Origin of the sequence: Nocardioides alkalitolerans DSM 16699 (genome assembly GCF_000426525.1) — a bacterium.
GTDB classification, from domain to species: Bacteria; Actinomycetota; Actinomycetes; order Propionibacteriales; family Nocardioidaceae; genus Nocardioides; species Nocardioides alkalitolerans.
The window spans coordinates 461,243-482,409 of the sequence record NZ_AUFN01000011.1 but is presented as its reverse complement, the minus strand read 5'-3'; the positions used below and the strand labels follow the sequence as shown (position 1 = coordinate 482,409).

The window sequence follows — 21,167 nt, the reverse complement described above, 5'->3', positions numbered from 1 at the left end:
AGGTCTGGCGGCCTTCGACACTCACGAGGGCGTCTGCCCCCGCGGTCGGGCGTGTCCAGATCACTTCCGGGCACGCGCGACGGTCTGGTCGTCCCAGACACGAGGAACGAATCTACTCGGTCGCCCGAGCACGGTCAAAACGCGCTGGAGGTGCCCCAGCACCAGCAACGAGCCGAGGACGCCGAGCACCGTGACGCTACCGCCGACCACCAAGGTCCAGCGGGCGCCGTACTCGCTGCCGATCCAGCCGATGACGGGCGCCCCGATCGGGGTGCCGCCCATGAAGATCATCAGGTAGAGCGACATCACCCGGCCCCGCAGCGCCGGCGCGGTGGAGATCTGCATCCGGGTGTTCGCGGCGGTGATCAGCGTGAGGCCCGTGATGCCCATGACGGGGGCCCACACCACGAACGTCCAGTACGTCGGCATGAGGCCGGCCATGACGACCGACGCCCCGAACACCAGGGCGGAGCCCACCACCAGTCGCAGCCGGACCGTCTTCCGGCTGGCCGCGAGGAGCGCGCCGGTGAGCGAGCCGACCGCGAGCACCGACCCGACGAGCCCGAAGGCCGCCGAGTCGCGCTCGAACACCTCGGTCACCATGAGCGCGGCGGTGATCTGGAAGTTGAGCCCGAACGTGCCGGCGAAGAAGACCACCGCGAGCACGAGCATCAGGTCGGGACGCGCCCGGACGTAGGCGAGGCCCTCCCGCAGGGCGCCGGGCTGGCGCCGTACACGGTCGGGGCTGTGGAGCAGGCGGACGTCGAGCAGCTGGAGCACACCCACCACCGGCAGGTAGCTCACCGCGTTGATGAGGATGACCCAACCGGTGCCGACCACCCCTCCCCCGAGCGCCGCGATCATGACGCCGGCGAGCGCCGGTCCGACGAGACGGGCGGCGTTGAACGACGCCGAGTTGAGGCCGACGGCGTTGGTCAGGTCGTCCTCGTCGACGATCTCGCTGACGAACGCCTGCCGGGCCGGGGCGTCGAAGGCGGTGCCCACGCCGAACACGAGGGCGAGCGTGTAGACGTGCCAGACCTCGACCGCACCGGTGACCGCGAGGACGCCGAGCACCAGCGCGGGCGCCATCATCATCAGCTGCGTGACCTGCAGGAGGCGTCGCTTGGGGAAGCGGTCGGCGATGAGCCCGGCGTACGGCGAGAGCAGCAGCATCGGGAGGAACTGCAGCGCCGTCGTGATGCCCAGCGCGGTCGCGCCGTTCGCCGCGATCGCCAGCACGAGCCAGTCCTGCGCGATCCGCTGCATCCAGGTGCCGGTGTTCGACACGATCCCACCGGCCGCGTACAGCCGGTAGTTGGGGTTGTGCAGCGAACGGAAGGTGGGGCTCACGTGGCGGGGGCTCCTCGGGGTGGTCGGGGCGGTGCGGGCGGGTCAGTCCTCGGTGGCGAGGCGGTCGAGCAGCGGGACGGCGACGCGCAGGGCGTCTCGCTCGGCGGGGGTCAGGGCGCGCAGCTGGCGGGCCAGCCACTCGTCACGACGGCGGCGGTCGGCGATCACGAGCTCGCGGCCCTCGTCGGTGAGGGAGACCAGCACCAGCCGGCCGTCGGTCTCGTGGGGGCGGCGGGCGACGTACCCCCGCTCGTCGAGCTTGCGCACGGCGCGCGTCATCGACGGCGGCTGCACCTTCTCGAAGACCGCCAGCTCCCCCACCGTGCACTCACCGTTGCGGTAGAGGCAGCCGAGCACCGCCATCACCCCGATGCCGACGTCGTTCTCGGGGTCCCGCTCGTTCGCGAGCCGGCGGCGCAGGCGCATGACCGCGACACGCAGCTCGGAGGCGAGGCCCGCGTCGGTGCGCGCGACCTTCTGTGGAGTGGGAGGCATGATGCTGACCCTAACTCATTACCCTTGCTAACTATTCCCCCGAGCGCTGTGCCGGAGCGCCGCGATGGCTACTCTGGGCGGGTGGACCTCCGCGACGACCAGCCGATGCAGCACGAGATCGGCAAGCGCACCTACATCGTGGCCGACGTCGAGCCCCTCGACGTCGACGGCGTGCGCACGGTCGAGGTCGGGTGCGCCCTCTGGGCCCTGGCCTTCGTCGCCCTGCTGCCGTTCTACTCCCGGCTCGCCGCGGCGGACTCCGAATGGGTGCTGTGGACCTGCCTCGCGGGCCTCGGCCTCGGGCTGCTGGGTCTCGAGTACTGCCGGCGGCGCCGTCGGGCGCGCGCGGTGGTCGCTGACGAGGCCGACCCCGTCTGAGTCACCGCGCCGGGTCACCGCGCCCGGGTCACCGGTGCGGCAGCGGCCGCACGGTCAGAAGGACTCGAGGCCGTCGACGGTGATCTCGTCGAGGAACGGGTCCGGCGGCGGGGCCGGGAGGCTCTTCGCCGCGATCTGCACCTCGGAGTGGCCGCCGCACCCGTGGTCGAAGGACACCACCCGACCGTCGTCGTTGGCGTTGCCGTTGGCGCACACCCCGAAGATCTCCGAGAGCGGCCCGGCCAGGCGCAGCAGGAACCCGCAGGTGCTGCACGGCGCCGGTGCGCTCTTCGCGATCGCGGCCGTGGGGCCCTGCTCCCCGTCGTACCAGCGCTGCGCGGCCAGGTCGCGGCCCTCGAGCGAGAGGGTGCGCACCCGGCCGAGACCGAGCTCGGCGGCCACGCGACGCACCTGCGCCTTGTCGTCGTCGTCGAACGAGCCCTCGAGGGGGTCGTCGCCGAAGGAGTACGTCGGCACGAGGCGCGGGTCGTCGTCGTCGACCGGCAGCAGGTCGCCCGCGGAGAAGTCGCCCGGGCGGACGCGCTCGCGCCACGGCACCCAGGCCGGGGCCACGATCGCCTCGTCGCCCGGGATGAGCACGACCTCGTCGACCGTGGCCGTCCGCTGGCGCGACGCACGGGCGACGGTCACGGACCAGCGCCAGCCGCGGTAGCCGGCGCGCTCGCACGCGAAGAGGTGGGTGGCGACCCGGTCGCCCTCGGCCACGCAGCCCAGGTGCTCGCCGACGTCGCCGGGCTCGACCTGCTCGGCGAGCGCGGCGCGGGCGGCGTCGACCGCCGCGGCCAGGGCGCTGTCGACGCGGGCGGGACGACGGACCTCGGGCGCCGCGGCCGGTGCGGGCTCGGCGGTGACCTCGGCGGTGGGCTCGGCGGTGGGTTCCGTCGTCGGGTCGGTGGGGACGTCCGCGGCGGGGGCGCCGGTCGTGACGTCGGTGGTGGCGTCGGAGGAGGCGTCCGAGACGTTCGAGTCCGTTGCGATCACGCGGTCGATGATGACGCATGAGCACCGGCCCTGTCAGGTCGGGGCACGGACGGGGTCGTCGGTGGCAGGATGGCGGCTCCACGAACAGGGGAGAACGAGCCGATGAGCACGCCGTACGGGCCGCCCGAGGAGCCGCGGACCGACCCGCACGACCCCTGGCGCGAGCCCGTCGCCGGCAAGGACGACCCCGCGGGCACGTCGCCCGGCCAGGTCGCCGCCAAGACGGCGCGCGCCACGGGGCACGGCGTGGCCGTCGCGGCGAAGGCGACGGGCAGGTTCGGCCGCTTCACGATGAAGCAGGCCCGGCGCGCGTCCCACGCCGAGGGCGCCGGCGAGAGCGGGCTGTCGCGCCTCATCGAGCTGCACGCCGTCAACGCCGCGGCCGACGCCGCCGTGGCCATCTCGCTCGCCGGCACCCTCTTCTTCACGGTGCCGACCGGGGAGGCCCGCGGGCAGGTCGCCCTCTTCCTCGGCCTCACGATGCTGCCGTTCGCGATCGTCGCCCCGCTGATCGGGCCGTTCCTCGACCGCTTCAGCCACGGCCGCCGCTGGGCCATCGGCGGCACGATGGCCATCCGCGCCTTCCTCTGCTGGGCGCTCGCCGGGGCGGTGGTCACCAACTCGACGTGGCTCTTCCCCGCCGCCCTCGGCGTGCTCGTGGCCTCGAAGGCGTACGGCGTCACCAAGGCCGCCGCGGTGCCCCGCCTCACCCCGGACAACCTGACCCTCGTCAAGGCCAACGGCCGCGTCTCGCTCGCCGGCGTCGTCGGCGCCGGCGTCTCGGCCCCCCTCGCGGGCCTGGCCTCGCTCGCCGGCCCCGAGTGGTCGCTGCGCTACGCGTTCGTCGTGTTCACCATCGCCACCGTCCTGGCGATCCTCCTGCCGGCCAAGGTCGACTCGACCCAGGGCGAGACCCGCCTGGCGCTCATGCCCGGCCCGTCGGACATGAGCATGTCGAAGGACCCCGGCAACCAGCGCAAGGCCAGCCTGCGCATGCCGCCGTCGGTGGCGTTCGCCCTGCGGGCCAACTGCGGGCCGCGCTGGCTCTCGGGCTTCCTCACCATGTTCATGGCGTTCCTGCTGACGGAGAACCCGATCCCCGGCTGGCGCACCGAGGTGCTCTTCGCGGTCGTGATCGGCGCCGCGGGCCTCGGCAACACCCTGGGCATCGCCCTCGCGTCGATGCTGCGCAAGGTCAACCCGGCGGTCACGGTGGTGATCGCCCTGGTGGCGGCGGCGGCGATGGCCACGGTCGCCGCCCTCTTCTACGGGGTGGTGCCGCTCGCCCTGCTGGGCCTCACGGCCGGGCTGGCGCAGTCGCTGTCGAAGCTCTCGCTCGACTCGACCATCCAGCACGACGTGCACGAGCGGGTGCGCACGAGCGCCTTCGCCCGCTCCGACACCGTGCTGCAGCTGGCCTGGGTCATCGGCGGCTTCGTCGGCATCGCGATGCCGCTCGACCCGCCCCGGCTCGGCCTCAGCGTGGCGGCGGCGGTGCTCACGGCGTGGGCCGTGTTCGTGCTCGGCAGCCGGATCCAGGACACCCGGGCGCGGCGCCGCGCCCCCGCGCAGCCCGCGTACCGGCCGGCCGAGCAGCGGCCGGCCGAGCAGCGGCCCGCCGAGCAGCGGCCCGCCGAGCAGCCCGCCGGCGAGGCCCCTCCGGCGACGGCGCCGCTGCCGGACCGCCCGGCGTCGTACGACGACCTGCCCGACACCCAGCCGACCGCCCGCCCCTACGACGCCCGCTCGGGCGAGGCGGGCCGCACGACGATCGTCTTCCCGCCCGAGGAGCCCCGCGGCTGACGCGTCAGTTCAGCTCGAGCTCGTCGGCGAGCGCCCGCAGCAGCTTGGCGACGGGCTTCGCCGTGCGCGGGTCGGGGTGGCGACCGTGGCGGTAGCCCTCCCCCACGCCGTCGAGGAGCCGGATGAGGTCCTCGACGATGGAGGTCATCTCCTCGGGCGTCTTGCGCTGGGCCCGCGACTGGTTGCGCGAGACCGAGGCGGGGGCGTCGAGGAGCTTCACCTGCAGCGCCTGGTCGCCCTTGCGGCCCTGGGCGATCCCGAACTCGACACGCGTGCCGGCCTTGAGGGTCGACGTGCCGTTCGGCAGCGCGTCGGCCCGGACGTACACGTCGGGGCCCGCGTCGGAGGACAGGAAGCCGAAGCCCTTGTCCGCGTCGTACCACTTCACCTTGCCAGTCGGCACGGGTCACACCTCTCTCGGTCGGACTCACGCGGCGGCCGAGGCCCCCGCAGCACGCAAACAGCCGGGCAGGTGCCCGGCCTCCGCCCAGCCTATCCGTCGGCCGGAACGACGCGCGCACCACTTTCCGTGCGGCCGGCGGGGTCGGCCACGAACGCGTCGAGCCAGTCCGGGAAGCCGCGGAGGTCGGGCAGCACCACGTCGGTGCCGGCCTCGCGCAGCTCAGCCTCCTCGCACCCGCCCGTGAGCACCGAGACGCTCACGACCCCGGCCGCGCGGGCGCCCTCGACGTCGTGCACGTGGTCGCCGACGTAGACGGCTGCGCCCTCGTCGCGCAGCGGCTGCGCCTTGAGCGCTCCCCACACCCAGCCCTCGAGGTGGTCGACGTCGAGCCCGAGGTGGTCGAGGTGGCGCTGCGCGTTCGGGGCGTACTTGCCGGTGACGACGAGGATCCGGCCGCCGTGGCGCCGGACGGCGGCGAGCGCCTCGTGGGCGCCCGGCAGCACCGGGACGCCCGCGACGGCGAGGTCGGGGTACAGCGCCCGGAACCGGTCGCCGGCCGGGGCCACGAGCTCCGCCGGGAGGTGCGGGGCGAGCAGGACGTCGAGGGGTGGGCCGAGCCGCTCCGTCATCTGCTCCACCGGCAGGTCGACGCCCAGCTCGTCGCCGAGGGCGCGCAGGGTGTCGGCGAACCCGGGGCGGGTGTCGATGAGGGTCATGTCGAGGTCGAAGCCCACGACGAGCGGCCGGTCCGGGGAGGTCACGCCTCCACCCTAGGCAGGGCCGACGACCGGTCCTGGGACGCGTGACGGACGTCGCTCCCGCACCGGTACTGTTCTCCCGGCGCAGAGGTATAGCGTGACCCAGGTCACATTCCTCACTCCTCGGGAGCACCCGTTGTCGACCACGACATCCCCCACGCCCCCCTCTCCCGCCGGCGGCCCCGCCGACGGCGGGAAGACCCGCCGCTCCCCCGCCTCCATCGCCCTCTGGGTCGGCGTCGCCGTCGTTGGCGCCGTCTGCTGGAGCGTGCTCGCCCTGTCGCGCGGCGAGTCGGTGTCGGCCCTCTGGATCCTCTTCGCGGCCCTGTCGTCGTACCTCATCGCCTACCGCTTCTACTCGCGGTTCATCGCGACCAAGGTGCTGAAGCTCGACAACACCCGCGCCACCCCGGCCGAGCGCCTCGAGAACGGCAACGACTACGAGGTCACCGACCGCCGGGTGCTGTTCGGCCACCACTTCGCCGCCATCGCCGGCGCCGGGCCGCTCGTGGGCCCCGTGCTCGCCGCGCAGATGGGCTACCTGCCCGGCACGATCTGGATCATCGTCGGCGTCATCCTGGCCGGCGCCGTGCAGGACATGGTGGTGCTCTTCTTCTCCATGCGCCGCGACGGCAAGAGCCTCGGCCAGATGGTGCGCGAGGAGATCGGCGTGGTCGGCGGCATCGCCGCGCTCATCGCCGTCTTCGCGATCATGATCATCATCCTGGCGGTGCTCTCGCTGGTGGTCGTCAACGCCCTCGCCGAGTCGCCGTGGGGCGTCTTCTCGATCGGCCTGACGATCCCGATCGCGCTCTTCATGGGCTTCTACCTGCGCTTCTTCCGGCCCGGTCGTGTGCTCGAGACGACCGCCATCGGCGTCGTGCTCCTGCTGCTCGCCATCATCGGCGGCGGCTACGTCGAGTCCTGGGGCCTCGCCGAGGCGCTGACGCTCGACAAGGAGACGCTCACGCTGATGCTCGTCGGCTACGGCTTCGTGGCCTCGATCCTCCCCGTGTGGATGCTCCTCACCCCGCGCGACTACCTCTCCACCTTCATGAAGGTCGGCGTCATCGTGCTGCTCGCGGTGGGCATGCTGCTCGCCCGCCCGGTGCTCTCCAACGAGGCCGTCACGTCGTTCGCGACCGACGGTGACGGTCCGGTCTTCGCCGGCAAGCTCTTCCCGTTCGTCTTCATCACGATCGCCTGCGGCGCGCTCTCGGGCTTCCACGCCCTCATCTCCTCGGGCACCACGCCGAAGATGGTGGCCAAGGAGGGCCAGGTCCGGATGATCGGCTACGGCGGCATGCTGATGGAGTCGTTCGTCGCCATCTCCGCCCTCATCGCGGCCTGCGTCATCGACCAGGGCCTCTACTTCGCGATGAACTCCCCCGCCGGCCTCACCGGCGGCACGGCCGAGTCGGCGTCGCAGTTCGTCGGCACGCTCGGGTTCTCGATCACCCCCGACCAGCTCACGGCCGCGGCGGCCTCCGTCGAGGAGGAGCTGATCTCCCGCACCGGTGGCGCCCCCACCCTGGCCTTCGGCATCTCGCAGATCTTCGACGAGGCCTTCGGCGGCGGCCTGGCCGCGTTCTGGTACCACTTCGCGATCATGTTCGAGGCGCTCTTCATCCTCACCGCCGTCGACGCCGGCACCCGCGTGGGCCGCTTCATGCTGCAGGACACCATCGGCAACGTGTGGCCCAAGTTCGGCGACACGTCGTGGAAGCCGGCCGCGTGGATCTCGTCGGCGCTGGTCGTCGCGTGCTGGGGCTACATGCTGTACGTCGGGGTGACCGACCCGCTGGGCGGCATCAACCAGCTGTTCCCGCTGTTCGGCATCGCGAACCAGCTGCTCGCGGCCATCGCGCTCACCGTCTGCGTGACGCTGTTCCTCAAGCACGGCTGGCTCAGGTACGTCTGGGTGCCGGCGATCCCGCTGGGCTTCGACCTCGTCGTGACGATGACGGCGAGCTGGCAGAAGGTCTTCTCGGACAACCCGGCCATCGGCTACTTCGCCCAGGCCGACCGCTACCGCACGGCCCGCGAGGCCGGCGAGGTGCTCGCCCCGGCGGCCGACGCCGACCAGATGGGCACCGTCATCACCAACTCGACGACCAACGGCGTCCTCCAGGCGACGTTCGCGGTGCTGACGATCATCATCGTCGCGAACGCCGCGGTGATCTGGGTCCGGGCCGTCCGGGCCGGCTCGCTGCCCACCACCGAGGTGCCGAAGGTCGAGTCGACGCTCGTCGCCCCGTCCGACTTCTTCGCCACCGCGGAGGAGAAGGCCGCGGTCGCCGCGTGGGAGGCGGAGCGCAAGGAGTCGGTCGGGAGCGGTCGATGAGGCGCGCGCTCGCCGGGATCCGCTGGTACCTGCGGGAGTGGAGCGGCGAGGGTCGCTGGGACGCCTACCTCGCCGACTGCGAGCGGGTCGGGATGGTCCCGATGACGCGCCGCGAGTACGAGCGCCACCGCGACCACCTGCGGGAGCACTCCACACAGGGCCGGTGCTGCTGAGCGTGCCGTCGGGCCGCGCACCGCGACGGGTCGCCGTCGCGGGCGTCAGCGGCGTCGGGAAGACCACGCTGAGCCGGGCGGTCGCCGCCCGGCTCGGCGTGCCCCACGTCGAGACCGACGGCCTGCACCACGGTCCGGGGTGGACGCCGCGCCCGGAGTTCCTCGACGACGTGCGCCGCACGGTCGCCGGTGAGGCGTGGGTCATGGAGTGGCAGTACGCCGCGGCCCGGCCGCTGATCGCCGCCCGCGCCGAGCTGCTGGTCTGGATCGACCTCCCGACCCCCGTCACGATGACCCGGGTCGTGCGGCGCACGCTGCGACGCCGGGCACGGCGTGAGGAGCTGTGGAACGGCAACCAGGAGCCGCCCCTGCGCACCTTCGTCACCGAGCCCGACCACATCGTGCGGTGGGCCTGGCGCACGCGTCACAAGTATCGCGACGGCGCCGTCGCCGAGGCCGCCCGGGCGCACCCCGACCTGGTGGTGGTGCGGCTGCGCTCGCGGGGCGCCGTACGGCGCTGGCTGGCGGCGCTGCCGGCTCAGGACCGACGCAGCAGGTAGCAGTCCATGACCCAACCGGCGGCCTCCTGGACCGCCGTCCGGGCGGCGCGCAGCTCGTCGACCACGTCGCCGACGCGTCCCGCGACGAGCCGCTGCGTGGGGGCGCCCAGGTTGGCGCCCCACCAGATCGTCCAGTCGTCGAGCCCGTCGAGCGGGAGGTCGGCGTTGAGCATGACGAGCAGGTTGTCGGCGCCGGCGGCGACGGCCTCCCGGAGCCGGCGCCCGGTCGTCACCGTGATGGCCTGGCCGACCTCGTGGAGCACGATCCGGTGGGCCGCGGCGAGCAGCTGCAGGCTGGAGATCCCGGGCACGACGCGCACGTCCGCGACCACCCTCCCCCGGGCCAGCACCGCGTCGACGATGCGCAGCGTCGAGTCGTAGAACGCCGGGTCGCCCCAGACGAGGAACGCGACGTCGCCGTCGCGCTCCTCCAGCACGGTCTCGTACGCCGCCGCCCGCGCCGCGTGCCAGTCGGCCACCGCCTGCTCGTAGGCCGCCGTGTCGCCGGCGACCCGCGCCGAGCGGTCGCGCACGGGGTCGTCGACTTCGACGAGCGGCAGGTCGGACGCGTGGGCGGCCAGGACCGCGCGTCGTACGGCGACGAGCGGGTCGTCGGCCCGCTTGCGCGGCACCAGCGCGTACGACGCCCCGCGCAGCGCCGCCACCGCCTCGAGCGTCAGCTGGGCGGGGTCGCCGCACCCGATGCCGACGACGTGGAGCCTGCGGGTCACCGGTCCTCGATCTCGCCCTCGACCTCGAGGTAGACCTGCTGCATCGCGGCGATGACGGCCGGGTCGGGCTCGGCCCAGAGCCCGCGGTCGGCCGCCTCGGAGAGCCGCTCGACCATGCCGCGCAGCGCCCACGGGTTCGACTGGCGCAGGAACGCCTGCACGCTCTCGTCGAGCACGTAGGCCTTGGCGAGCGCGTCGTACATGTGGTCCTCGACCACACCGGCGGTGGCGTCGAAGCCGAAGAGGTAGTCGACGGTGGCGGCCAGCTCGAACGCGCCCTTGTAGCCGTGGCGCTGCATCGCCGAGATCCAGCGCGGGTTCACGACGCGGGCGCGGAAGACGCGGGCCGTCTCCTCGCCCAGCGTGCGGGTGCGCACGGCGTCCGGGGAGGTCGAGTCGCCGACGTACGCCCGCGGCGCGACCCCGGTGAGCGCGCGGACGGTCGCGACCATGCCCCCGTGGTACTCGAAGTAGTCGGCCGAGTCGGCGATGTCGTGCTCGCGGGTGTCGATGTTCTTCGCCGCGACCGCGATGCGTCGGTAGTTGGCGCGCATGTCGTCGTCGGCCGGGCGGCCGGCGAGGTCGCGGCCGTAGGCGAAGCCGCCCCAGGCCGTGTAGACCTCGGCCAGGTCGGCGTCGGTGCGCCAGCTGCCCGACTCGACCGCCTGGAGCACGCCCGCGCCGTACGCCCCCGGCGCGGAGCCGAAGATGCGCGTGGTGGCGCGACGCTCGTCGCCGTGGTCGGCGAGGTCGGCCTGGGTGTGGGCGCGCACGAAGTTGACGTCGTCGGGCTCGTCGAGGTCGGCCGCCATCCGGATGGCGTCGTCGAGCATCTCGACGACGTGCGGGAACGCGTCGCGGAAGAAGCCCGAGATGCGCAGCGTCACGTCGATGCGGGGACGGCCCAGCTCGTCGAGCGGCACCGGCTCGAGGCCGTTGACCCGGCGGGACGCCTCGTCCCACGTGGGCCGCACGCCGATGAGGGCGAGCACCTCGGCGACGTCGTCGCCCGAGGTGCGCATCGCGGACGTGCCCCAGGCCGACAGCCCGACCGAGCGCGGCCACTCGCCGGTGTCGGCGCGGTGGCGCTCCAGCAGGGAGGTGGCCATCGCCTGGCCGGTCTGCCACGCCAGGCGCGACGGCACGGCGCGGGGGTCGACGGTGTAGAAGTTGCGGCCCGTCGGCAGCACGTTGACGAGCCCGCGCAGCGGGGAGCCCGACGGCCCGGCCGGGATGAACCCGCCCTCGAGCGCGTGCAGCACGGCCGTGAGCTCGTCGGTGGTGGCGTCGAGACGCGGCACGACCTCGGTCGCGGCGAACGTGAGCACCTGGGCGACGGCCGGGTCGGCGTCACCCTCCAGGCGCGCGACCACGTCGGCGACGGCGGTCGGCACCCAGGACGCCTCCTCCATCGCCAGCACGAGCGCGCGCGCCCGCTTCTCGACGGCGTCGACCTCGGCGGTGCTGGGCTCCTTGCCCGCCCCGGTGGGCAGGCCGAGCGCGGCCCGCAGGCCCGGTACGGCGCCCGCCGTGCCGCCCCACACCTGGCTGGCGCGCAGGATGGCGAGCACCAGGTTGACCCGGGCCTCCCCCGTCGGTGCGGCGCCGAGCACGTGGAGGCCGTCGCGGATCTGGGCGTCCTTGATCTCGCAGAGCCAGCCGTCGACGTGGAGGATGAAGTCGTCGAAGTCGTCGTCCTCCGGACGCTCCTCCATGCCGAGGTCGCGGTGCATCTGCGCCGACTGCATGAGGGTCCAGATCTCGCCGCGGATGGCCGGCAGCTTGGCCGGGTCCATCGCGGCGATGTTGCCGTACTCGTCGAGCAGCTGCTCGAGGCGGGCGATGTCGCCGTACGTCTCGGCGCGCGCCATCGGCGGCACGAGGTGGTCGACGATGGTCGCGTGGGCGCGGCGCTTGGCCTGCGCCCCCTCGCCCGGGTCGTTGACGAGGAACGGGTAGATGAGCGGCAGGTCGCCGAGCACCGCGTCGGTGGCGCAGTCGGCCGAGAGCGCCGCGTTCTTGCCCGGCAGCCACTCCATCGAGCCGTGCTTGCCGAGGTGCACGATCGCGTGGGCGCCAAAGCCGCCGGACTCGACCGAGCCGCCGACCCAGCGGTAGGCCGCCAGGTAGTGGTGGCTCGGCGCCATGTCGGGGTCGTGGTAGATCGCGACCGGGTTCTCACCGAAGCCGCGGGGCGGCTGGATCATCAGCACGACGTTGCCGGCGCGGAGCGTCGCGAGCACGATCTCGCCGTCGTCGTTGACGAACAGCGTGCCGGGGCCCTCGCCCCAGGCCTCGACCATGTCGGCGCGCAGGCCCGGGCTCAGGTCGGCGGTCCAGGCGGCGTACTGCTCGGGCGTGATGCGCACGTGGGCGTCGGTGAGGTCGGCGTTGGTGAGCCACTCCTCGTCCTGGCCGCCCGCGGCGATCAGCGCGTGGATGAGCGCGTCGCCCGCGGCCGTGTCGTCGTCGAGGTCGAGCAGGCGGGTGATGTCGCCGCCGTCGGGGCCGAGGTCGTAGCCGGCCTCGCGCATGCGGCGCAGCAGGTGGATCGTCGAGACCGGGGTGTCGAGGCCGACCGCGTTGCCGATGCGGGCGTGCTTGGTGGGGTACGCCGACAGCATCAGCACGACGCGCCGGTCGGCGGCCTCGGTGCGCCGCAGCATGGCGTGGGCCGTCGCGATGCCCGCGACGCGGGCGCAGCGCTCGGCGTCGGGCACGTAGCGCGGGAGGCCGTCGGGGTCGATCTCCTTGAAGGAGAACGGCGCCGTGATGAGGCGGCCGTCGAACTCGGGGATCGCGATCTGGGTGGCGGAGTCGAGCGGGGAGACGCCGTCGTCGGAGGCCTCCCACTCGGCGCGGCTGCTCGTGAGCGCGAGCGCCTGCAGGACGGGGATGTCGAGGGCGGCGATGCGCTCCACGTCCCACGCCTCGTCGTCGCCGCCGGCGCTGGCGCCGGCCGGGGTCGAGCCGCCGGCCGCGAGCACCGTGACCACCAGCGCGTCGAGCGTGCCCAGGGCGTCGTACACGGCGTCGGGGGCCGAGCGCAGCGACGACGAGAAGATCGGCAGGCCGACCGCGGTGCCCGTCGCGTCGATCGCGTCGGCGAGGCCGTGGACGAAGTCGGTGTTGCCCGAGGCGTGGTGGGCCCGGTAGTAGAGGATCCCGATCCGCGCGCGTCCTCCGTCGGTCGCGCCCTCGACCTCGGGCCGCTCGGCCCAGCCCCACGACGGCAGCACGGCCGGGGGCTCGAAGCCCTCGCCGGTCAGCAGCACGGTGTCGGAGAGGAAGGCGTGCAGCTGGCCCAGGTTGTCCGGGCCGCCCTCGGCGAGGTAGCGGTGGGCCTCCGCCGCGACCCCCACGGGCACCGTCGACAGCTCCATCAGCTCGGCGCTCGGGGTCTGCTCGCCGCCCAGCACGACGGTCGGCACGCCGGTGCCGACGATGCGCTGGAAGCCGGAGCAGAGGTCGCCCGGCGACCCGAGGATGCGGGCGACGACGAGGTCGGCCGTCTCGAGCGCGGCCCCCATGTCCTGGTGGGCGGAGCGCGCGGGGTTGGCGATCGTGTACGTCGCGCCGCTGGCCCGGGCGGAGAGCAGGTCGGTGTCGGAGGTCGAGACCAGCGCGATCCGCGGGGCGGACGGGGTCTCGGCGGTCCCGCCGGGGGTACCCGGGGTGCTGGGGGTGGTCGCGGCAGAGCTGGTCACAGCGGGCTCCTCGTCGGGGTTCGCGCCCCGTCAGGTCAGGACCGCCGGCGGTCAGTGTCTGGCTGGCCGGCCGTCGTGGGACGACGGTCGGGGTCACAGTGGCGGAACCGCCCCGGAGCTGCACCGGGTTCCTGGGTCCGTCGGCGGAAGGTCGGTCCGCAGCCTAGGGCATGCCTCCGGAGCCGGGCACCGCTATCGTGCGGCGCGTGGTGACCCTCGCCGACCTGCAGGTCCAGAAGCTCGGCGAGCCGACCCTCGCCTCCCCGCTCGCCTCCTACGTGGAGGGGCGGACGACGAACCAGTACTACGTCGCCGAGGGCGACCGCATCCTCATGGACGACACCCTCGACCTCATCGCGGGCCGGGGCGTGCCCTGGGAGGAGCTGCCGACCTTCGAGGCCGGCGGCCCGCGGGCCCGGATCTACTTCGACCCCCGGCGCACGAAGGCGGGCATCGTCACCTGCGGCGGGCTCTGCCCCGGGCTCAACAACGTCATCCGCTCGCTGGTGCGCGCCCTCGAGGACCACTACGGCGTGACCGACGTGCTCGGCTTCCGCAACGGGTACGCCGGGCTCGACCCCGCCAGCGGCGCGGAGCCGGTCACGCTCACCCGCGAGTCGGTGGCCGACATCCACGAGCGCGGCGGCACGGTGCTCGGCTCGTCGCGGGGCGGTCGCGACCCCGAGGTCATGGTCGACACGCTCGTGCGCCACGGCATCGACATCCTCTTCGTCATCGGCGGCGACGGCTCGATGCGCGGCGCGCACGTGATCGCCGAGGAGTGCCGGCGCCGCGGGCTGGAGATCGCGGTGGTCGGCGTGCCGAAGACCATCGACAACGACATCCCCCACATCGGCCAGAGCTTCGGCTTCCAGACGGCGTTCGCCCGCGCGGCGCAGTCGATCACCGCCGCCAAGGTCGAGGCCCAGGCGGCGCTCAACGGGGTGGGCATCGTGCAGACGATGGGTCGGCACGCCGGCTTCATCGCCTGCTACTCCGCGCTCGCCGCCCAGACCGCGAACTTCGTGCTCATCCCCGAGGTGCCCTTCGCGCTGGAGGGCGAGAACGGTCTGCTGGCGCACGTGCGGCGCCGGGTCGCCGACCGCGGCTTCGCGGTCATCGTGGTCGCGGAGGGCGCGGGCCAGGAGCTGGTGGCCGCCGACCCGGAGTCCGTCGACGCCTCCGGCAACGCGGTGCTCGGCGACGTGGGCCGCGTGCTGCGCTCCCGGATCCGCGCCGACTTCGCCGAGCACGGCGAGGAGGCGACGCTGCGCTACTTCAACCCCGGCTACTTCATCCGCTCCGTGCCCGCCGACCCGGCCGACGCCGTCTACTGCGCGCGCCTGGCGCAGACCGCCGTGCACGCGGCGATGTCGGGACGCACCGACATGGTGGTCGGACGCCGCAAGCACCGGTTCGTGAACGTGCCCATCCCGGCCGTCACGAGGCGCGCGCACAACGTCTCCCCCGACGGCGACCTGTGGCTGAGCGTGCTCGAGTCCACGGCCCAGCCGCGCGAGATGGTCTAGCGGGCCGAGCGCCGCACGAGCCGCAGGCGCTCCAGCGGGCGCCCGGCCACGAGGTGCTCCGCGACGAGCTCGGGCACGTCGTCGGGGCCGAGCGCGCCGTACCAGACGTCGTCGGGCTGGACGGTGACGACGGGCGCCTGGTTGCAGGGGAACTGGCACGCGGTCTGGGTGACGAGCACGTCGTCGTCGCCGAGGCCCTCGTCGCGCAGGCGCGTCGCCAGCGCCTCGGCCACCTTGTCACCGCCACGGGCGCTGCAGCGCGGACCCCGGCAGACGAGCACCTGGTGACGGTGGGCCGGCACGGTCTCCCAGGCGTCGGAGTGCAGCGGCGCCTCGCGGCCGTGGATGGCCCGGGCGACGTCGAGCACGCCGAGCTCGAGGTCGGACTCGTGGCGCATCATCGCGGTCGCGACCTCGACGACGGGGCGGTGCGGCACGACCCCGTCGGGCCCGGGCTCGCCGCGCTCGCGCCACCAGTGGCCGGCCACGCGCCGCAGCCAGGAGTTCGCCGGCGCGAGGGTCCCCAGGGAGACCCCCAGCAGCACGACGCGCTCGACCCCCGCGTCGGCCAGGTCGGTGAGCGCCGCGGCCAGGGACGGGTCGCCGACCTGGAGGAAGGCGACCCCGGCGGTGGCGTCCGGGTCGCGGGGCACGTGCAGCGTCGCCGCTGCGGCGTCGAGGCGCTCGCGCTCGGCGTGCTCGCGCAGCGACATGCCGACGAGCAGGTACGTCGTGGAGGCCGCCGGGGTCGGGACGGGGTCCACGGGTGCGGTCGGGGGCAGGGCCATCGGAGGCTCTTCTCGTTCCGGGGCTCGGTGCGCGGAGCCGGCTGGACAGGTGACGTCGCCCCGGAGGGACGGCGGCCAGCAGGTCTTCGGACTCGGGATCGTCCGGACGGCGCACCTTCCCAGGCCGGTCGGCCCAGTGGCGTCGAGCGCCGCCCGTCACCCTCACCGCTGCGCGTCAGTCCCGGATTCGCACCGGGTTCCCTGGCTCAAGCTCTGAGTCGACTGGCGAGCGCAAGGTAGCAGGCCGCCGGCCCGGGCCTCGGCGCCGTACCCTCGGGCCCCGTGACCGCGCCGCCCGTCCCCCACGACCCGTCCGCGCCCCCGCCCGGCGACCCCGTCCACGCCTTCAGCGAGGCGGAGCGCGCGGCTGTCTACCGCGTGATCGGGGCCCGCCGGGACCTGCGGCGCTTCGTGCCGGACGCCGTGGTCGCCGAGCCCGTGCTCGCCCGGCTGCTGGCCGCGGCGCACGCCGGCCCGAGCGTGGGGCTCATGCAGCCCTGGCGGTTCGTGCGGGTCACCGACCCGGGCCTGCGACGCGGGATCCACGCCCTCGTCGACGCCGAGCGGCACGCCACCGCCGAGGCCCTCGACGACCGGGCCGCGGAGTTCCTGCGCCTCAAGGTCGAGGGCGTGCTGACCTGCGCGGAGCTGTTCGTGGTGGCCCTGCGTGAGGGCCGGGAGGCGCACGTGTTCGGTCGCCGCACCATGCCCCACATGGACCTCGCCTCGGTCTCCTGCGCCCTGGAGAACCTCTGGCTGGCGGCTCGCGCCGAGGGTCTCGGGATGGGCTGGGTCTCGTTGTTCGACCCCGCGGCGCTGGCGGCGCTGCTGGGGATGCCGGACGGCGCGGAGCCCGTCGCCGTGCTCTGCCTGGGCCCGGTGCCCGTCTTCCCGGACCGCCCGGGCCTCGAGCTCGACGGCTGGACGAGCGCGCGGCCACTGGCGGAGTTCGTCTCGGAGAACCGTTGGTAGGCTGCCGCGGCCCGTCACCTGCGAAGGTCGGTGCACCGCTCCCGACCTCGGAGGTCCCCTCACCGTGACGCCCCTGTCGAGCCCGACCACCCGCAGCCGCCGCGACCTCTGTCCCGGGGTCTCCCGGCCGTGGCCGGCGGACGACGGCGGTCTCGTGCGGCTGCGGCTCATCGGTGGACGCACGACGGCGGGCACGCTGCGCGCCCTGGCCGCGGTGGCGGCGTCGGACGGCGACGGGGACGTGCATCTCACCCGCCGCGCCAACCTGCAGCTGCGCGCCCTCCCGCTCGTCGACGGCGCCCTGAGGGCCGACGTGGTCGACGCCGTCGAGGCCACCGGTCTGCTGCCCTCGCGCCGCCACGAGCTGGTGCGCAACGTGATGGTCTCGCCGCTCAGCGGGATCGCCGGCGGCGAGGCCGACCTGCAGCCCGTCGCGGCCGAGCTCGACGCCGCGATCTGCGCCGACCCCGCCCTCGCCGACCTCTCCGCCCGGTTCCTCTTCGTGCTCGACGACGGCCGCGGCGACCTCGTCGACCGCTCCGTCGACGTCGGTCTCGTGGCGCTCCCCGGCGGCCTGGCCCAGGTGCGCTGGGGCACGGCGTGGTGGGGCGCGGTCGTCCCGCTCGACGAGGCGGTGCCGGCGATGCTGTCGGCCGCCCACGCGTTCCTCGACGTGCGGCCCGACGGTCCCGACGCGCCCTGGCACGTCGACGAGCTCTCCGAGCCGCTCCCCCTGCCCAGCCTCGAGCCCGACCGCCACGTGCCGGCCCCGAGCGCTCCCGCGCCGTACGGCGTGGTGCCCGGCGCCGCGGCGCCCACGCGGCACGTGCCGGTGCCCGACGGGGTGCTCACGCCCGCGCTCCTGAACGACCTGCTCGGCGGGCTCGACGAGCACGCCCCCGTGGTCGTGACGCCCTGGCGCTCCCTGCTCCTGCCGGAGGTGCTGCGTCGACCGACGCCGCGCTACGACTACGTCGACGACGGCCCGGCGATCTACGTCGACTCGTTCGCGACGATCCGCTCCGAGCTGCACGCCGCGGGCGGTCTCGGGCACCTGCCGGCCGACGCCGAGAAGGTCGTCGTGCGCATGGTCCACGGCACCGGCCAGGTCGACCTGGCCGCCGACGTCGTGGTGCACCCCGACCTCGTGGGCGCCGCCCGGGCGGCCCTGCGTGCGGGCGCCCCGATCATCACCGACGCGCACATGGTGGCCTCGGGCGTGACCCGCGCGCGCCTGCCCGCCGCCAACGACGTGCTCTGCGCGCTGCGCGACCCCCGCGTGCCGCCGCTCGCGAAGGCCTGGGGCACGACCCGCTCCGCAGCCGCGCTGTCGCTGCTCGCCGACCGCATCGGCGGCTCCGTGGTCGCGATCGGCAACGCCCCCACCGCGCTCTTCCACCTGCTCGAGATGCTCGCCGACGGTGCCGAGCCGCCCGCGGCGATCGTCGGGTGCCCCGTCGGCTTCATCGGCGCGGCCGAGTCGAAGGAGGCTCTGGCGGCGTACGCCGAGGAGGCCGGCATCCCGTTCCTCACGGTGCACGGCCGCCGCGGCGGCTCCGCCATGACCGCGTCGGCGATCAACGCGCTGGCCCAGGAGCGGGAGTGAGCGGCCGGTTCTGGGGCGTCGGCGTCGGACCGGGCGACCCCGGCCTCGTCACGCTCAAGGCCGCGCGCCTCATCGAGGCGGCCGACGTGGTCGCCTACCACGCCGGCCGCGGCAAGCGCTCGAACGCCCGCCGCATCGCCGCCGACCTCATCCCCGCCACGGCCGTGGAGGAGGAGCTCGTCTACCCCGTCACCACCGGCGGGACGGACCACCCGGGCGGCTACGCCGGTGCGATGGCCGACTTCTACCTGGAGTCCGCCGCGCGCCTGGCGGCCCACCTCGAGGCCGGTCGCGACGTGGTGCTGCTCGCCGAGGGCGACCCGATGTTCTACGGCTCGTACATGTACATGCACGACGCCCTCGCCGAGCGCTTCACCACCGAGGTCGTGCCCGGCGTGCCCGCGTTCGCGGCCGCCACGGCCACGGTCGCCTCGCCGCTCGTGCGCCAGACGGACGTGCTGACGATCCTCCCGGGCACGCTGCCCGAGACGGAGCTCGCCCGCCGCCTCGCCGACACCGACGGCGCCATCATCATGAAGCTCGGCCGCCGCTTCCCCGCCGTGCGGCGGGCGCTCGCCGCGGCGGGCCGCCTCGAGCACGCCGTGTACGTCGAGCGGGCCTCGATGGCGGAGGAGCGGCACCTGCGCGTCGCCGACGTCGACCCGACGAGCGTGCCGTACTTCTCGCTCATCGTGGTGGCCGGCGACTCCGTGCACTCGACCGGTCGACGGGACGCCACCGGTGCCCCGGCCCCGGCCGCGGTGCCCGCGCGGGCGGCGGTCGCCGCCGAGCTCGCCGTCGTCGGGCTCGGCCCGGGTCCCGAGCAGTGGCTCACGCCCGAGGCCTCCGCGGTGCTCGCCGAGGTCGACCACGTGGTGGGCTACGCGCCGTACGTGAAGCGGGTGCCGCACCGCGAGGGCCTCACCCGGCACGCGAGCGGCAACACCGTCGAGGTCGACCGCGCACGGCTGGCGCTCGACCTGGCGCTCGGCGGCGAGCGCGTCGCCGTCGTCTCGGGCGGCGACGCGGGCGTGTTCGGCATGGCGACCGCCGTCTTCGAGGCCCAGGAGCGGGCGGTCGGCGAGGACGCGGCGTACGCCGGGGTGCCCGTGCGGGTCGTGCCCGGCGTCAGCGCGGTGCAGGCCGTGGCGGCCCGCGCCGGGGCCCCGATCGGCGGCGACTTCGCGGTGATGAGCCTCTCGGACCGCCTCAAGCCGTGGTCGGTGATCGAGCGTCGCCTGCGGGCCGTCGCCGAGGCCGACCTCGTGCTCGCGCTCTACAACCCGCGCTCGGCGAGCCGCCCCGACCAGCTCGGCGAGGCACTGAAGGTGCTGGCCGAGCTCAAGGACGCGGCGACCGTGGTGGTCGTCGGGCGCGACGTCGGCCGCGCCGAGGAGACCCTGCGCGTCACGACGCTCGGCGAGCTCGACCCGGAGACGGTCGACATGAAGTGCCTCGTGCTCGTCGGCGCCTCGACCACCCGCGTCGACCACGGCCACGTCTGGACGCCGCGGAGCGTGCCGGAGGCCTGAGGGCGGCGGACGGCGCACGAGTGTCGCACAACACCCCGCCATCTGACCGGTTCCGGGCCATCTGCGGGGTGTTGTGCGATTTCCGTGCGCCGGCTCCCCCGAGGAGGCGTCAGCCCGGCGGCGCCACGCCCCACGACTCGTGGAAGGTGCGGACGTCGAGGTGGTGCAGGTGGTCGTGGACGTGCTGCAGGAGCCGCTCGGCCTCCGGGTCGGCGCCGGCGTCCATCCGCAGCACCTCGCTGCCGTCGTCCTTGCGCCGCACGACGATGTCGCCGCGGCTGGGCAGCACCGTGCCGTTCAGCAGGCCGCCGATCAGCACGCCCACCGCGAAGGTGACGCGGCGCCACCACGGGCGCCGTACGGCGACCAGCTCGAGCGTGTAGACCTCCGCCGCGACCACCGGCTGCTCCCCCGTCATGCGGGCGAGGCTAGCGGGATCCCCGCCCGTCAACGCAGAAGGACCCGAGCCCTGGGGCTCGGGTCCTTCACGCGGTGAGGCGGGCGGTCGGGGGAAACCGTCCGGTCACCGTCCTGGGGGGGTCAGGCGACCTCGATCTCCGTGGTGACGTCGACGTTGCCCTTGGTGGCGTGGGTGTAGGGGCAGATCTGGTGGCCGGTCTCGACCGCCTTCTCCGCGTCGGCCTGCGAGACGCCGCCGCCGAACTCGACGATCAGCTTCACGGCCAGGCCGAAGCCCTTGTCCTCGCGCGGGCCGATGCCGACCTCGGCGGTGACGGAGACGTCCTCGAGCGCCACGCCGTGCTCCTTGGCACCGGCCTTCAGCGCGCCGAGGAAGCAGGCGGCGTAGCCGGTGGCGAAGAGCTGCTCCGGGTTGGTGCCGCCGCCGGGGCCGCCCATCTCCTTCGGGACGAGGAGCTCGACGTCGATCGCGCCGTCGGACGTGGCGGCGTGGCCGTTGCGGCCGTCGCCGGTTGCGGTGGCGGCTGCGGTGTACGCGATGGAGGTGGGCATCTCGATCTCCTGAGGTAGAGTTACTAGTACGTCTACATCAGAGTAGACAGACCGGACCGTG

19 protein-coding genes and 2 riboswitches are annotated in these 21,167 nt (G+C 74.2%); of the genes, 9 read left to right on the top strand and 10 right to left on the bottom strand.

Annotated elements, in window-relative coordinates:
* Nucleotides 1-60: 60 nt before the first annotated feature.
* Both K329_RS0108965 and K329_RS0108960 read right to left on the bottom strand, forming a co-directional pair.
* On the bottom strand, nt 61-1,353 hold the full coding sequence (locus K329_RS0108965) for an MFS transporter (RefSeq protein ID WP_028472760.1): 1,293 nt from the start codon (nt 1,351-1,353) through the stop codon (nt 61-63).
* A 42-nt stretch (nt 1,354-1,395) separates the two neighbouring features.
* Entirely contained in the window at nt 1,396-1,848 is a 453-nt protein-coding gene (locus K329_RS0108960; protein WP_028472759.1) for a MarR family winged helix-turn-helix transcriptional regulator, read from the bottom strand.
* Between the two features lie 81 nt (nt 1,849-1,929).
* Between K329_RS0108960 and K329_RS0108955 the strand changes: the two genes are divergently transcribed.
* Nucleotides 1,930-2,226 (top strand): DUF2530 domain-containing protein, encoded by a 297-nt coding sequence (locus K329_RS0108955; RefSeq protein ID WP_245596495.1) that lies wholly within the window; start codon nt 1,930-1,932, stop codon nt 2,224-2,226.
* A gap of 54 nt (nt 2,227-2,280) precedes the next feature.
* On the opposite strand, the gene K329_RS25765 is transcribed toward K329_RS0108955, so the two are convergent.
* Complete coding sequence (locus K329_RS25765; protein WP_052336641.1) at nt 2,281-3,033, bottom strand: DUF3027 domain-containing protein; 753 nt, start codon at nt 3,031-3,033, stop codon at nt 2,281-2,283.
* A gap of 297 nt (nt 3,034-3,330) precedes the next feature.
* On the opposite strand from K329_RS25765, the gene K329_RS25760 reads away from it, so the two are divergent.
* Nucleotides 3,331-5,031, top strand: a complete 1,701-nt coding sequence (locus tag K329_RS25760; RefSeq protein WP_245596494.1) for an MFS transporter — start codon at nt 3,331-3,333, stop codon at nt 5,029-5,031.
* Between the two features lie 4 nt (nt 5,032-5,035).
* Here the strand turns inward: K329_RS25760 and K329_RS0108940 are convergent, their stop codons facing one another.
* A complete protein-coding gene (locus tag K329_RS0108940) occupies nt 5,036-5,434 on the bottom strand; it encodes a cold-shock protein (protein ID WP_028472757.1) in 399 nt (132 codons plus the stop codon).
* An 89-nt stretch (nt 5,435-5,523) separates the two neighbouring features.
* Entirely contained in the window at nt 5,524-6,195 is a 672-nt protein-coding gene (locus K329_RS25755; protein ID WP_245596493.1) for an HAD family hydrolase, read from the bottom strand.
* A gap of 94 nt (nt 6,196-6,289) precedes the next feature.
* On the opposite strand from K329_RS25755, the gene K329_RS25750 reads away from it, so the two are divergent.
* The 3 genes from K329_RS25750 to K329_RS0108920 are packed head-to-tail and all read left to right on the top strand — an operon-like array spanning nt 6,290 to nt 9,269.
* Complete coding sequence (locus tag K329_RS25750) at nt 6,290-8,536, top strand: carbon starvation CstA family protein (RefSeq protein ID WP_245596492.1); 2,247 nt, start codon at nt 6,290-6,292, stop codon at nt 8,534-8,536.
* Nucleotides 8,533-8,709 carry a CstA-like transporter-associated (seleno)protein gene (locus K329_RS30800; RefSeq protein ID WP_157571638.1) on the top strand — a complete coding sequence of 59 codons (177 nt, stop codon included), beginning with the start codon at nt 8,533-8,535 and terminating at the stop codon, nt 8,707-8,709. The genes K329_RS25750 and K329_RS30800 overlap by 4 nt, the downstream gene beginning before the upstream one ends.
* Complete coding sequence (locus K329_RS0108920) at nt 8,700-9,269, top strand: P-loop NTPase family protein (protein ID WP_052336584.1); 570 nt, start codon at nt 8,700-8,702, stop codon at nt 9,267-9,269. Before K329_RS30800 ends, K329_RS0108920 begins: the two co-directional genes overlap by 10 nt.
* Here K329_RS0108920 and cobF read toward each other — a convergent pair.
* Nucleotides 9,248-10,000 carry a precorrin-6A synthase (deacetylating) gene (gene cobF, locus K329_RS0108915; protein ID WP_028472755.1) on the bottom strand — a complete coding sequence of 251 codons (753 nt, stop codon included), beginning with the start codon at nt 9,998-10,000 and terminating at the stop codon, nt 9,248-9,250. The genes K329_RS0108920 and cobF overlap by 22 nt on opposite strands.
* Nucleotides 9,997-13,707, bottom strand: coding sequence for a cobaltochelatase subunit CobN (cobN, locus tag K329_RS0108910; protein WP_084541129.1), 3,711 nt, complete (start codon nt 13,705-13,707; stop codon nt 9,997-9,999). The genes cobF and cobN overlap by 4 nt, the downstream gene beginning before the upstream one ends.
* 52 nt (nt 13,708-13,759) lie before the next feature.
* Nucleotides 13,760-13,841: riboswitch (cobalamin riboswitch) on the bottom strand.
* A gap of 72 nt (nt 13,842-13,913) precedes the next feature.
* Here cobN and K329_RS0108905 point away from each other — a divergent pair.
* The gene (locus K329_RS0108905) at nt 13,914-15,236 is read left to right on the top strand and encodes an ATP-dependent 6-phosphofructokinase (protein ID WP_028472753.1); all 1,323 of its coding nucleotides are present in this window, start codon (nt 13,914-13,916) and stop codon (nt 15,234-15,236) included.
* On the opposite strand, the gene K329_RS0108900 is transcribed toward K329_RS0108905, so the two are convergent.
* Nucleotides 15,233-16,024, bottom strand: a complete 792-nt coding sequence (locus K329_RS0108900; RefSeq protein ID WP_157571637.1) for a (2Fe-2S) ferredoxin domain-containing protein — start codon at nt 16,022-16,024, stop codon at nt 15,233-15,235. The two genes, K329_RS0108905 and K329_RS0108900, sit on opposite strands and share 4 nt — an antisense overlap.
* 60 nt (nt 16,025-16,084) lie before the next feature.
* Nucleotides 16,085-16,266, bottom strand: a riboswitch (cobalamin riboswitch).
* A gap of 40 nt (nt 16,267-16,306) precedes the next feature.
* Between K329_RS0108900 and bluB the strand changes: the two genes are divergently transcribed.
* From bluB to K329_RS0108880, 3 genes are all read left to right on the top strand, one after another.
* Nucleotides 16,307-16,996: a 5,6-dimethylbenzimidazole synthase gene (bluB, locus tag K329_RS25740; protein ID WP_052336582.1), complete on the top strand. Its 690-nt coding sequence runs from the start codon at nt 16,307-16,309 to the stop codon at nt 16,994-16,996.
* Nucleotides 16,997-17,060: 64 nt separating this feature from the next.
* Complete coding sequence (locus K329_RS32080) at nt 17,061-18,602, top strand: precorrin-8X methylmutase (protein ID WP_211225784.1); 1,542 nt, start codon at nt 17,061-17,063, stop codon at nt 18,600-18,602.
* Nucleotides 18,599-20,134 (top strand): precorrin-2 C(20)-methyltransferase, encoded by a 1,536-nt coding sequence (locus K329_RS0108880; RefSeq protein ID WP_028472750.1) that lies wholly within the window; start codon nt 18,599-18,601, stop codon nt 20,132-20,134. Before K329_RS32080 ends, K329_RS0108880 begins: the two co-directional genes overlap by 4 nt.
* Before the next feature lie 109 nt (nt 20,135-20,243).
* Here the strand turns inward: K329_RS0108880 and K329_RS25730 are convergent, their stop codons facing one another.
* Nucleotides 20,244-20,552, bottom strand: a complete 309-nt coding sequence (locus K329_RS25730; protein WP_052336581.1) for a hypothetical protein — start codon at nt 20,550-20,552, stop codon at nt 20,244-20,246.
* 122 nt (nt 20,553-20,674) lie between these two features.
* Nucleotides 20,675-21,106 carry an organic hydroperoxide resistance protein gene (locus K329_RS0108870; protein WP_028472749.1) on the bottom strand — a complete coding sequence of 144 codons (432 nt, stop codon included), beginning with the start codon at nt 21,104-21,106 and terminating at the stop codon, nt 20,675-20,677.
* Between the last annotated feature and the right edge of the window lie 61 nt (nt 21,107-21,167).